Here is a 12,993-nt window from a genome sequence, read left to right on the forward strand (position 1 = left end):
ACTGCTATACCAAGTGGGAGAGTAGGTAGCCGCCTTTTTTCGGGGTCCCCTTTTGCAATCGCAAAAGGGGACCCTTTTTTTATGGGAAAACCCCAAATGGCAGACCCATGGACAGCTTTGTCCAATGACCACTATGGGCACTGCCTCCATTTTATGGAAACCAAGGGGGGCGAGCATTGATCCATTATGCTTCAAAAGTGCCATAAATGGATTCATTATTGGGAAAATCATCGAGAGGAACCCTGTTCTTTATAGAACGATGCGGGGATGGCAGTACTTTGTTTACCATCAGCCTAGGACGTACAACAGACTGCAATAGAATGGGTTGGGTCAAGGGAGCGTGGGCAAAATGTCTGCAACCAGACCCCGAGGATGACCCCAAATGCGTTCAGCATCGGTATCTCCAAAACCGCTAAATATTTTCGACCAAACTGCAAGCCCAGCGAAAGCAGTTTTTGCAGGAAGATTTCGCTCCAGGTGAAGACTGGTGGGGCAACCGTACCCAGATGTGGAATTGACATGGGGTTCCCCAGTAAAGACGTTTTAAATCAGTTTTTAAAAAGGGCCTCATGGTAGTAATCGGTTTCCAGATAGGCATTTTTCAGTTCCCTAAAATAGGCGGTTAGGGCTTCGCGATCGGGCGCTTCTGGTGCCAGGCTATCGTATTCCCCATCATGATAGACCTCAATGGCCACATACCAATTTCCTTTCCGGGTTTCGTAAGTGCTCTCTAGCAAGGTCGGTAAATTGGCATTGGCCAGGGCAGCATCTACCGCTAGGGGCACTAAATTCACGGTCTTGTCCGGGATGTTCACCTCATAAAAAGAAAAGAAGTAGGTCTTGCCGTTCAGTCTAAAAGGAACATCATCATGGACCTTTTGATGCTTTAGGTTAAACTTGATGTTCACGAATTTGTAAAACTCATTGGCCGGCTTGGGGTCCGGAAAAATAAACATGTTCCTGGTGGGCAGGCTTCTTTTGAATTTCTTGCCTTCCTTAAGCGAATAATCCTTGATATTGGGGGCTATCCTCACGGGAATGCATGAGTGTAAGCTTAAAAACAAACCCAGAAAGACTAGTATATGTCGCATAAGGCCATGGGAAAAAGAATAATGTTTAGATTTCAAAAATCATACCACGCACGTTATAGGGGTGCTGCGTTCACGCTTTTGTACCCTTGGCTGGAGGGTTGTGTCCACAGGAGGGACATATGTTCAAATTTCGAAATAAAAAAAGGTCGGTTTTACACCGACCTTTTCTGTTCATGGCCTATAACTATGCACCTAATGCCAAAGTTGTAGGGGTGTTATGCCCTGGGCAAATCGCCCTCGCCCTTGGTGGGTAGATGCGATTGTCCCATAAGGTAGGCATCTACGTGGTGGGCAGCTTCCCTACCTTCGGAAATGGCCCATACGATCAAGGACTGTCCCCGTCTTTGGTCTCCCGCCGCAAAGACGCCGGGTACATTCGTCATGTAGTTGTCTTCGGACGCCTTTATGTTGGTTCTCTGGTCCATGATCAATCCAAATTGCTCGGCCAGGGTGGTTTCGGAACCGGTAAAACCAAGGGCCAACAGGGCAAGTTCGCACTTCCATTCCTTTTCCGTTCCCGGTACCTCCTTAAGCTGGGGGCGTTTTCCCGGGCTGCTGACCCACTCCACTTCAGCCGTGACCAGACCCTTTAGGTTTCCCGATTCGTCCGCTATGAAACGTTTGGTGGAAATGCTGAAAAAGCGTTCCGCGCCTTCCTCGTGCGAAGAGCTTGTTCTGAGGCGCATGGGCCAAAACGGCCACGGCTGGTCTTCGGGTCTATCTGTGGTGGCCATCGGCATGATCTCAAAATTGGTCACCGAGTTGGCCCCCTGTCTTATGGAGGTGCCAATGCAGTCGGAGCCGGTATCGCCCCCGCCGATAACGATGACGTCTTTGCCCTTGGCCAGGATCTCTTCGCCCAAATCGGTAATGCCGTCCACCCTTTTGTTGCTTTGCGGGAGAAAATCCATGGCCTGTACCACACCTTTTAAGTGGGCCCCTTCAATGGGGAGGCCCCTGCGCACCGTGGCGCCCCCACTGAGCACCACAGCATCGTGTTCTTCTTGTAACTGGGCCGCGGTGATGTCCTGGCCCACATGCACCCCACAGCGAAAAATAATCCCTTCTTCTTCCAATATGGCCAGCCTTCGGTCAATGACGTGTTTTTCCATCTTAAAGTCCGGAATCCCGTAGCGTAAAAGTCCGCCGGGTTTGGCATCGCGCTCAAAGACCGTGACCAAATGTCCGGCCCGATTCAATTGTTGTGCGGCGGCCAGGCCAGCCGGACCCGATCCCACAACGGCCACTCGCTTGCCGCTGCGCTCCGTGGGCGGTTCTGCGCGGATCCATCCTTTTTTAAAGGCGGTCTCTGCAATGTTCTTTTCTATGTTCTCAATGGAAACTGGGTCTTCGTTGATGCCCAAAACGCAGGCTTCCTCACAGGGCGCGGGACAGAGCCGGCCCGTAAATTCCGGAAAATTATTGGTGGCGTGCAGTATCTCGCTCGCCTTGTCCCATTTGCCCTTGTACACGGCGTCGTTAAAATCCGGAATCAGGTTGCCCAAGGGACAACCACTGTGGCAAAACGGGATGCCACAGTCCATGCATCTTGCCCCTTGCTCCTTCAGTTCCTTTTCGGGCATGGGAACTGTAAATTCCTTATAATGCTTTACGCGCTCCTTTGGAGGCACATAACTTTCGACCTTTCTATCGAATTCCAAAAATCCTGTTGTCTTTCCCATTTTTCGATTTATATGGTTTGTAATTTTTCTTTTTCCAAACGAATGAGTGCCCTTCTGTATTCTTCCGGAAGTACCTTTATGAACTTGGGCAGCTCCTGCTCCCAGTTTTCCAACAAGCGTTGTGCAAGGGGGCTCAACGTGGCATTGTAGTGGCTTTCAATGAGGCCTTTCAATTGGGTCACGTCCTTGTCTTCCGTAACGGCCAACAGGTTAAGGCCCTCTCCCTTACAGCGTTTGCCAAAGGTTTTTTTATGGTCATAGATGTAGGCCACGCCCCCACTCATACCGGCGCCAAAGTTGCGGCCCACCTCGCCCAATATCACGGCCACGCCGCCGGTCATGTATTCACATCCGTGGTCCCCTATGCCCTCAACAACGGCCTTGGCCCCTGAATTGCGCACACAAAACCGTTCGCCCGCTTTACCGTTAATGTAAGCGCGGCCGGCGGTGGCCCCGTACAGGGTGACATTCCCCGTGATAACGTTTTCTTCGGGAACAATGGTGGAGCCGTCCGGTACCTTTACCACCAATTTAGCCCCGGAAAGGCCCTTGCCCAAATAATCGTTGGTGTTGCCGTTTACCGTCATGGTAAGCCCACGGGTGGCGAAAGCACCAAAACTTTGGCCGGCGCTTCCCGTAAAGTTCAACTTAAGGGTGTTGATCGGTAGCCCTTGTGCCCCGTAGATCTTGGAGATCTCATTGCTCACAATGGCACCCACGGCACGGTCCGTGTTCTTGATCGGGAAATCCAAGCTCAGTTTTTCCTTACGGAAGAGGGACGGATTGGCCTTGGCAATGATATCAAATTCAATGGATTTGTCAATGTCGTGCCGCTGTTTCGCGGTGTTGTAAAATTTGGTTCCGGCGGGGACCTCCACCTTGTGCAGTATGGGGGTCAGGTCAATGCCCGCGGCCTTGTAGTGCTCAATGGCCTTCTTGCGGTCCAGTTTTTGTACCTGGCCCACCATTTCGTTCACTGTTCTAAAGCCCAGTTGTGCCATGATCTCGCGGAGCTCCTGGGCCACGAAATACATGTAGTTTACCACGTGTTCCGGTTTTCCCTTGAATTTTTTGCGGAGCTCGGGGTTTTGGGTGGCAATGCCCACCGGGCAGGTGTTCAAGTGGCATACGCGCATCATGATGCAGCCGGAGGCCACCAGGGGGGCCGTGGCAAAACCAAACTCCTCTGCGCCCAGGAGACAGGCCACGGCCACGTCCCTCCCGGTTTTTAACTGTCCGTCGCATTCCAGGACAATGCGGTTCCGCAGGTCGTTCATGACCAAGGTCTGTTGGGCCTCGGCGATGCCCAGTTCCCAGGGCAGGCCGGCATGCTTCAGCGAGGTCAGGGGAGAGGCCCCGGTTCCGCCATCGCTACCGGAGATGAGCACCACATCTGCCTTGGCCTTGGAAACCCCAGCGGCCACGGTGCCCACGCCCACTTCGGACACCAATTTTACATTGATCCGCGCCTCACGGTTGGCCGATTTTAAATCATAGATCAATTGCGAAAGGTCCTCTATGGAGTAAATGTCATGGTGGGGCGGTGGCGAGATCAGCCCCACATAGGGGGTTGAATTTCGGGTTTTGGCAATGGCGGGGTTCACCTTGGGGCCGGGCAATTGACCGCCCTCGCCCGGTTTGGCCCCTTGGGCCATTTTTATCTGTATTTCTTGGGCATTGCTCAGGTAATGGGAGGTAACCCCAAAGCGGCCAGAGGCCACTTGCTTTATGGCGCTGTTGCGCCAGTCTCCCGAGGCGTTCTTGTAAAAACGTTCTTCATCTTCGCCGCCCTCACCGGAGTTGCTCTTGCCGCCAATGCGGTTCATGGCAATGGCCAGGTTCTCGTGGGCTTCCTTACTGATGGAACCATAGGACATGGCACCTGTTTTAAAACGCTTTACTATTTCTGTCCATGGTTCCACTTCATCCAAGGGAATGGGATCGTAATTGGAAAATTCAAACAGCCCCCGTATGGTCATCAGGTTTTTGGATTGCTCGTTCACCATGGCGGCAAACTCCTTATAGGTGTCGCCTTCATTTCCCCTTACGGCTTTTTGTAATTTGGCCACGGAGAGGGGGTTGAACATGTGCTTTTCCCCATCCCGGCGCCAACGGTACTCACCCCCTATTTCCAGGTCCAGCCCGGCGGCCACCTCTTTTTCGGCGTATGCTTTTTGGTGCCTTTTGGCTATTTCCTTTTCGATCTCATAGAGACCTATGCCTTGGATGCGGGTGGGGGTATTGGGGAAATACTTTTCCACTACCTTGGTGTTTATGCCAATGCACTCAAAGAGTTGTGAGCCGCGGTAAGAGTTTAGCGTAGAGATGCCGATCTTGTTCATCACCTTTAAGATGCCCTTGCCTATGGCCTTGTTGTAATTCTTTATGGCCTCATCAAAGGTGAACTCGGTAATGTCCAGTTCGTCAATTTGTTCCCCAATGATCTCGTTCACCAAATAGGGGTTCACGGCACTGGCCCCGAAGCCGAACAATAGGGCAAAATGATGTACCTCCCTAGGTTCTGCAGATTCCACGATGATGCTGGCCTTGGAGCGCTTGCCCAGTTTCTGCAGTCCGCTGTTCACAAAGGAACAGGCCAGCAAGGCCGGAATGGGGGCGTTCTCCGCATCTACATTGCGATCGGACAGGATAATGATGTTGGTGCCCTGGTCCACCACTTTGGAGGCTGTCCGGAGAATGCCCTCCAAGGCATCTTCCAAGCCATTGTGCCCCCTCTTTATGTCATACAGGGTGGGAATGGAAACCACTTTATAGTCCGGGCTGGCATCATAGTTCTTGATCTTGTCCAGGTCTTCCTTGGAGATGACCGGGTTCTGGATCTTCAATTTGCGGCAATGCAGCTCAGAGAATTCAAAAATGTTCCGGTCGCTGCCCAGGGTAAGGCTTATATCCGTAATGAGCTCTTCCCTGATGCCGTCCAAGGGCGGGTTGGTCACCTGGGCAAAGAGTTGCTTAAAGTAATTGTAAATGAGCTGTGGCCTTTCTGATAGTACGGCTATGGGGGTATCTGCCCCCATGGACCCAATGGGCTCCTTGGCCGTTTTTCCCATGGGCAATATTATGGTGTTGATGTCCTCCAAGGTGTAGCCAAAAACGGCCTTGCGCTTGTCCAAGGGCGCCTCTCCCAAAAACAGGGGACAGTCGTTGTAGGGAATGTCCTTGAGGTGCACCAAGTTGTTGTCCAGCCACTTTTTGTAGGGGTGTTTATGGGCTATGGCCTCTTTGATCTCCTCATCGTTCACAATACGGCCTTCCTCCATGTTCACCAAGAACATCTTCCCAGGTTCCAGACGGCCGTGCAGTTCCACATTGTCGGGAGCTATCTCCACCACGCCCGTTTCCGAGGACATGACCACGTAATCATCTTTGGTTACCGTATATCGGGAGGGGCGCAGCCCATTGCGGTCCAAAACCGCCCCGATGTAGTTGCCGTCCGTGAATGGGATGCTGGCGGGACCGTCCCAAGGTTCCATCATGCAGGAATGGTATTCGTAAAAGGCTTTTTTGGCCTCGGACATTTCCTCGTTCTTCTCCCAAGCCTCGGGGACAAGGATCATCATGACCTCGGGCAGGGAACGCCCCGTCATCAACAAAAGTTCCACCACCATGTCCATTGTGGCCGAATCCGATTTTCCCGGCAGAACAATGGGTAAGATGTTCTTTATCTCTTCCCCGAACATATCGCTCTCCAAAAGCTCTTCCCTGGAGTACATCCTGCTCACGTTGCCGCGCAAGGTGTTGATCTCCCCGTTGTGGCACATGTACCGGAACGGTTGGGCCAAATCCCAGGTGGGGAAGGTATTGGTGGAAAAACGTTGGTGCACCAAGGCCAAACGGGTAACCACCCTCGAGTCTAACAGATCGGTATAGTAAAGACTGATGTCATGGGGCATGAGCAGCCCCTTGAAAATAATGATCTTGGTGCTTAGGCTGGGCACGTAGAAGTATTTGCTCTCGGAAAGTTTGGAGTTGATCAGCGCGTGCTCCGTTACCTTTCTGGCAATGAACAGTTTCAGGTTGAATTCAAAATCAGTTTGTTCGGCATTGGCCTTGCCCACAAAAAGTTGTTTTATAAAGGGCTCCGTTTCCACGGCGATCCTTCCGGGAATGGAGGGGTTCACCTTCACGTCCCTCCAGCCCAGTAACTGTAGTCCTTGTTTTTTTATGTTGTCCTCAAAGACAGCGATACAGTGGTTTCTTTGGTTCTCTTTTTTGGGAAAGAACACGTTGGCCACGGCGTAGGCGCCCGGTTCGGGGAGTTCAAAAGTACATTCTTCCTTGAAAAAATCATGGGGTATGTCTATGAGGATGCCGGCACCGTCGCCGGTTTTCCCATCGGCGCTCACCGCTCCGCGGTGCTCCAACCTGTCCAAGATCTCCAGGGCCTTGTGGATGATGTCGTTGGATTTTCTTCCTTTAAGGCTACAAATAAAGCCCGCACCGCAATTGTCATGTTCAAATTCGGGCAGGTACAGTCCTTGTTTTATCAAGCTCATATTTTATGGGATTTTCTCAAAAATAGCCTTTTTGTTGACTTTTTATTAACAAATTGACTAAAAAGGAATAAAAAATACATCAATATCAATATAAAGAAGGATATAATTGATATTCTTATTTTGATGTACGTCAATTTAAGGGTATCACAAAAGACCCTTGGCAGGTTGTTTTTAAGAGGGGCTATGGAGGGGTTGTCCGGGTTTAAACTCGATTTTATAGGCAAATTACCCAATAAAAAAAGGGGTATAGCTTTTAAATTATGAATATTTTAAGAATAAACCTTATGCAGTTGGTGGGTATAGTGTCCCTTATTTTAAAATACTCCTTGAAATCACAATTTTCTGTATTTCCGAGGTGCCCTCATATATTTGGGTGATTTTGGCATCGCGCATCAATCGTTCCACGTGGTAGTCCTTTACAAAACCGTTGCCGCCGTGTATCTGAACGGCTTCCACGGTGGTGTCCATCGCTACTTGGGAGGCATAGAGTTTGGCCATGGCGCCGGAAAGGTCGTAGTTGTGGCCATTGTCCTTGTCCCAAGCCGCCTTGAGCACCAGGTGCCGGGCCGCCGCTATTTGGGTGTGCATGTCCGCCAGTTTAAAGGCAATGGCCTGGTGGTTGGCTATTTCCGTGCCAAAGGCCTTGCGCTCCTTGGAATATTTTAAGGCCAGCTCGTAGGCGCCCGAGGCAATGCCAAGGGCCTGTGCCGCAATGCCAATGCGGCCCCCGGCCAAGGTCTTCATCGCAAATTTGAAACCAAAGCCATCTTCCCCGATCCTATTTTCCTTGGGCACTTTTACATCGTTGAAGATCAGGGAGTGGGTATCGCTCCCCCTGATGCCCAATTTGTTCTCCTTGGGCCCGATCTCAAATCCTTCCGCTCCCTTTTCCACGATCAGGGCGTTGATGCCCTTGTGTTTTTTTTCTTTGTCCGTTTGGGCAATGACCAAGTACACGTCCGCGCTGCTGCCGTTGGTGATCCAGTTTTTGGTGCCGTTAAGGATGTAATGGTCCCCTTTGTCCAGTGCCGTGGTTTTTTGTGAGGTGGCGTCACTCCCCGCCTCGGGCTCGGACAGGCAAAAGGCCCCAATGATCTCCCCGCTGGCCAAACGGTGAAGGTACTTTTCCTTCTGGGCTTGCGTGCCATAGGTTTCCAGGCCCCAGCAGACCAGGGAATTGTTCACCGAAACAATGACCGATGCCGATGCGTCTATCTTGGACAGTTCTTCCATCACCAGCACGTAGGAAATGGTGTCCAGGCCACTGCCGCCATATTCCGGGGCCACCATCATTCCCATAAAGCCCAGTTCGCCCATTTTCTTCACTTCGGCCTCTGGGAAGCGTTGTTCCTCGTCCCGTTCCACCACGCCTGGCAAAAGGTCGTTTTGTGCAAAATCCCTTGCGGCTTCCTGGATGAGCAGATGCTCCTCGGTCAATTTAAAATCCATCTTGATCTGTTTGGTACGTAGTTCAAAGATACGGCGATTTCAAGAAAATAGTACTATCATCGCTTATGGGCCTTAGGGCATTTTAGTGATGGGGGTGGGACTTCTGTCCGTCTTTTTTTAAACCTAGATGAAGCCATGGAAATTCCACGCCTGAAAGGAACGGGCAGGCATTGCGGCTGCAAATCCTTGCAAAAACGATCGTTGCACTGTCTTTTGCCCACGCACCGTAACGCTGGCCATTCGCCCGTATCGAAGGGCACGTTCGGGCGGGTGCCTAAATCGCAAAAGTCCTGATCTTATTGGTCCCGGGTACTCGGGACAGACCTTTATGACGAAAGTCAGTGCACCATCTGGGTTAGAAGTTCGGGCACCTTGGCAGGGCCAGCTGGTGCCGTAGTGCTACCGATGGGATATGGCCCTGGGCACGGACTGCTGCCTTGCAAGCCCTTTTTTGCGTTGTTGGTTCTGTTGCCCTGCCAGTATCGGATGCGGGAGCATAAGGCAATCCGTGTTTTCTGTTGGTTTGGGCCTGCGTCCCGGAATTGCCGGGAATTTGGTACCAACCAGCCCCATATTTTTAAAAGGGTTCCACCATGTTATCTGTGGGTAAGAATTATTGATGTACAATTTGACTTGGGACGGGAAGGCCTGAGACGTAGGATTTTGCATTGGTGGTTCCATAAATTATTGCGACTCATTTTATGGATGTTTGTGATCGGACCTATTTTTTGGTTTTACGTCCCACGTCCTAGGGTCCTAAGTCTGGCCCGTACCATTTTGTTTCCACAACATTCGTGGTAGAACCTTTAAAAGAAGTTCATGGCTTTGTTTAAAATCCTATTTTTGTTCCATTATTGGACTTTTGCCAAATAGCTGTGCCCAATGGCCTGACCCGCGGCGGGCGGGAATGGGCCCGAGACAAGGGCGGTAAGGGCAACGCAGCGCGCCGTTCCTTATTTTATGGGGTTGGATAATTTTATTCGTTAAATGCCGTTATTAAGGCAAAATTGATAATTACATACTATATGTTGTTCATTCAGGATTTGGCACAGGATTCCGCGGCCGAAGAGATACTATCGGAAGAAAAAACCTTATCGGTCATAGACCTTATCTTTAACGGTGGTACGGGCAGTGTGGTGATCATTACCGTGCTTTTTGTGATGTTGGGCGTGGCGCTCTACATTTATTTTGAGCGCTTGCTGGCCGTGAACGCCGCCTCTAAAATAGACAAGAACTTCATGAACCAGATCCGCGACCAGGTTACCTCTGGCAAACTGGAGGCGGCAAAGCTGCTCTGCGCGCAGACAGATTCTCCCGTGGCCAGGCTCACCGAAAAGGGCATTAGCAGAATAGGCAAGCCCTTGGACGACATAAACACCGCCATTGAGAATGCCGGTACTTTGGAGGTGTACAAGCTGGAGAAGAACGTGAGCATTTTGGCCACGGTGGCCGGTGCCGCGCCCATGATCGGCTTTCTGGGCACGGTGATCGGTATGATCTTGGCCTTTCATGAAATGGCCAGCAGCGGCGGCCAAGCCGAAATGGGCTCTTTGGCCTCGGGCATCTACACGGCCATGACCACTACGGTCGCGGGCCTTATTGTGGGCATCATTGCCTACATTGGCTACAACCATTTGGTGAACAGGACGGACAAGGTGGTGCACAAGATGGAGGCCAATGCCGTGGAGTTTCTGGACCTGCTCAACGAACCTCTTTAAACGCGCCAGATGAAATTAAAAGGAAGAAACAAAGTAAGTCCGGACTTTAGCATGTCGTCCATGACGGACATTGTCTTTTTATTGCTCATTTTTTTCATGCTCACGGCCAATTCGCCCAATGCCCTGGACCTCTTGTTGCCAAAGGCCAAGGGGAAGAGCACCAATACCCAGAACGTATCGGTGAGCATTGACCGGAATTTGCAGTACTTTGTGAACAATGAGCGCATTAACGGAGAATACATTGAAATTGAACTGAAAAAAGCACTGGAAGGTCAAGATAAACCAACCATTATCCTAAGGGCAGAAGAGAACGTGGCCATAAAAGAGGCCGTTAACGTGATGGACATTGCCAACAGGAACAATTATAAGGTCATCTTGGCGGTGCGGCCCAACTAATGGCACTACTGGACACTGAACATAAGAAGAAATCCTTTACCCTCACCACCTTGCTCCTGAGCATCCTGTTGTTGGTCATGTTCTACATTGGCCTTACCTATATGGACCCGCCCATAGAGAACGGCATCACCATTAATTTTGGCACCACGGAGTTTGGATCCGGTAGGGTGCAGCCCAAGGAAAAAATACGTGCGGAACCTGTTGACGAGCCCATGGTGGAACCCTCCAAACAAGAAGAGGTCGTGGTTCCGGTGGAAGAAAGTCCTACCGAAGAAACCCCACAGCAGCCTGCCGAAACATCGGAAAAAGTACTGACACAGGACAGTGAGGAATCCATCCGGATAAAGCAACAACAAGAGCGCCAGCGCAAGGAAGCCCTGGCACAACAACGGGCCCGTGAGGCCGCGGAAGCCAAAAAAGCTGCGGAACTTGCGGCCAAAGAGCAGGCAAGAAAGGAGCAAGAAGCCAAAAGGAAGCGCCTGGACGCGATGATGGGAGGCCTCAACAAGTCAGACGGTACCGCCAGTGGCAGTGAGGGCGATGACGCCCTGAGCGGCGACAAGGGCGATCCCGCCGGAGACCCTTACGCCAACAGTTACTACGGCGCACCGGGTTCTGGAACAGGAACTGGCGGAGACGGCCTTAAGAACAGGTACTTTATCGGCGCGGAAAAAGTGCTCCAAGAATGCAATGAAAGTGGTACGGTAGTGGTCAAGATCGTGGTGGATCGCAACGGAAAGGTGATCCGTGCCGAGCCCGGAGAGAGGGGCACCACCAACAAGCACCCCTGTCTCTTGGAACCGGCCAGGAAGACCGCCATGCTGCATCGATGGAAACCAGATCCAGAGGCGCCCAGCCAACAAACAGGATTTGTGGTGGTGAACTTTAAGTTGGGAGAGTGACCTACGAGCAGACCCTGCAATGGATGTTTGGGCAGTTGCCCATGTACCAACGGGAAGGTAAAAGGGCGTACAACGCCAAAATGGATGGGATAAAGCACTTTGCCCAACACCTTGGCCATCCTGAGACCGGGTTCAAGAGCATACACGTGGCGGGCACCAACGGTAAAGGGTCCAGCAGCCATATGTTGGCCTCCATACTGCAAGAGGCCGGTTACCGGGTGGGCCTTTACACTTCCCCTCACTTAAAAGACTTCAGGGAGCGCATACGCATCAATGGCAACAAAGTGCCGGAAGCCTTTGTGTGCCGGTTCATATTCGAAAACAAAACATTTTTGGAGGCGCACCAACTTTCTTTTTTTGAAATGACGGTGGGCATGGCCTTTTCTTACTTTGCCGTGGAACAAGTGGATGTGGCCGTGGTTGAAGTGGGTTTGGGCGGAAGGTTGGATTCCACCAACATCATTTCCCCGGAGGTATCGCTCATAACCAATATTGGGTACGACCATATGGACATGCTGGGCAATACCCTGCCCGAGATCGCTTTTGAAAAGGCCGGAATCATAAAGCCCGGGGTGCCCGTGGTGATAAGCCAGCGCCAAGAAGAGACGACACCGGTGTTTGAGCGGGTAGCCAAGGAGCGTGGTAGCCCTCTTTTTTTTGCTGATGGATTGAAGCTCACAAATTATCCCAGTTCGCTCTTGGGCCACTACCAAAAAAGAAACAGTCTTGGGGTCTTGGCGGTGCTGGATAAGCTGCCCCAGTTTCCGGTAAGCGAAGAAGACAAGAAGCGCGGCTTGCTAAGGGTTCAGGAAAACACCGGTCTGTTGGGCAGGTGGCAAGTGCTCGGGCAGCGCCCCTTGACCATTTGCGATACTGCGCACAACAGGGATGGCCTGGCCTTGGTGGTGAAACAAGTACAACAACAAAGGTACCAACACTTGCACGTGGTGCTGGGCGTGGTCCGTGATAAGGACTTGGCACCCCTGCTGGCCCTGTTGCCACAAGAGGCCCGCTATTATTTTTGCAGCCCTGCCGTGCCCCGTGGAAAACCAGCGGAGGCATTGGCGGAGGCCGCGGGGCAGTTTGGGCTGTTGGGGCACATATACGCCTCGGTCCATGAGGCTTATGAAGCAGCCCAAAAGGCGGCCGCAACCAATGACCTGGTGTTTGTTGGGGGCAGTACTTTTACGGTTGCGGAGGTGGTGTAAATTTTATCATTTTTTCTTTTGGGCTTTATA

Annotated in this window: 8 protein-coding genes; 4 read left to right on the forward strand and 4 right to left on the reverse strand. The window is 51.5% G+C overall.

What is annotated here, in order from left to right; genetic code table 11:
• Positions 1-548: 548 nt before the first annotated feature.
• The 4 genes from ACKWCC_RS13340 to ACKWCC_RS13355 form a co-directional block, all read right to left on the reverse strand.
• The gene (locus tag ACKWCC_RS13340) at positions 549-1,034 is read right to left on the reverse strand and encodes a hypothetical protein (RefSeq protein WP_413996445.1); all 486 of its coding nucleotides are present in this window, start codon (positions 1,032-1,034) and stop codon (positions 549-551) included.
• Positions 1,035-1,306: 272 nt separating this feature from the next.
• Entirely contained in the window at positions 1,307-2,773 is a 1,467-nt protein-coding gene (locus ACKWCC_RS13345) for a glutamate synthase subunit beta (RefSeq protein ID WP_413996446.1), read from the reverse strand.
• An 8-nt stretch (positions 2,774-2,781) separates the two neighbouring features.
• Positions 2,782-7,290 (reverse strand): glutamate synthase large subunit, encoded by a 4,509-nt coding sequence (gene gltB / locus ACKWCC_RS13350; RefSeq protein ID WP_413996447.1) that lies wholly within the window; start codon positions 7,288-7,290, stop codon positions 2,782-2,784.
• A 309-nt stretch (positions 7,291-7,599) separates the two neighbouring features.
• Positions 7,600-8,739, reverse strand: coding sequence for an acyl-CoA dehydrogenase (locus ACKWCC_RS13355; protein WP_413996448.1), 1,140 nt, complete (start codon positions 8,737-8,739; stop codon positions 7,600-7,602).
• A 1,025-nt stretch (positions 8,740-9,764) separates the two neighbouring features.
• Between ACKWCC_RS13355 and ACKWCC_RS13360 the strand changes: the two genes are divergently transcribed.
• Genes ACKWCC_RS13360 through ACKWCC_RS13375 form a run of 4 tightly spaced genes read left to right on the forward strand, consistent with a single transcriptional unit; the run spans position 9,765 to position 12,963 of the window.
• Positions 9,765-10,457 carry a MotA/TolQ/ExbB proton channel family protein gene (locus ACKWCC_RS13360; protein ID WP_413996449.1) on the forward strand — a complete coding sequence of 231 codons (693 nt, stop codon included), beginning with the start codon at positions 9,765-9,767 and terminating at the stop codon, positions 10,455-10,457.
• 9 nt (positions 10,458-10,466) lie between these two features.
• Positions 10,467-10,853, forward strand: coding sequence for an ExbD/TolR family protein (locus tag ACKWCC_RS13365; RefSeq protein ID WP_413996450.1), 387 nt, complete (start codon positions 10,467-10,469; stop codon positions 10,851-10,853).
• Complete coding sequence (locus ACKWCC_RS13370; RefSeq protein ID WP_413996451.1) at positions 10,853-11,755, forward strand: energy transducer TonB; 903 nt, start codon at positions 10,853-10,855, stop codon at positions 11,753-11,755. The genes ACKWCC_RS13365 and ACKWCC_RS13370 overlap by 1 nt, the downstream gene beginning before the upstream one ends.
• The gene (locus ACKWCC_RS13375) at positions 11,752-12,963 is read left to right on the forward strand and encodes a bifunctional folylpolyglutamate synthase/dihydrofolate synthase (protein ID WP_413996452.1); all 1,212 of its coding nucleotides are present in this window, start codon (positions 11,752-11,754) and stop codon (positions 12,961-12,963) included. Before ACKWCC_RS13370 ends, ACKWCC_RS13375 begins: the two co-directional genes overlap by 4 nt.
• Positions 12,964-12,993: the final 30 nt, after the last annotated feature.

Source organism: Maribacter aquimarinus, assembly GCF_047345505.1.
Lineage (GTDB): Bacteria > Bacteroidota > Bacteroidia > Flavobacteriales > Flavobacteriaceae > Maribacter.

Excerpts from the sequence above, each read along its gene's own strand:
- ACKWCC_RS13345 (WP_413996446.1), bottom strand. The coding sequence starts at position 2,773 with ATGGGAAAGACAACAGGATTTTTGGAATTCGATAGAAAGGTCGAAAGT.
- gltB (WP_413996447.1), bottom strand. The coding sequence starts at position 7,290 with ATGAGCTTGATAAAACAAGGACTGTACCTGCCCGAATTTGAACATGAC.
- ACKWCC_RS13355 (WP_413996448.1), bottom strand. The coding sequence starts at position 8,739 with ATGGATTTTAAATTGACCGAGGAGCATCTGCTCATCCAGGAAGCCGCA.
- ACKWCC_RS13360 (WP_413996449.1), top strand. The coding sequence starts at position 9,765 with ATGTTGTTCATTCAGGATTTGGCACAGGATTCCGCGGCCGAAGAGATA.
- ACKWCC_RS13365 (WP_413996450.1), top strand. The coding sequence starts at position 10,467 with ATGAAATTAAAAGGAAGAAACAAAGTAAGTCCGGACTTTAGCATGTCG.
- ACKWCC_RS13370 (WP_413996451.1), top strand. The coding sequence starts at position 10,853 with ATGGCACTACTGGACACTGAACATAAGAAGAAATCCTTTACCCTCACC.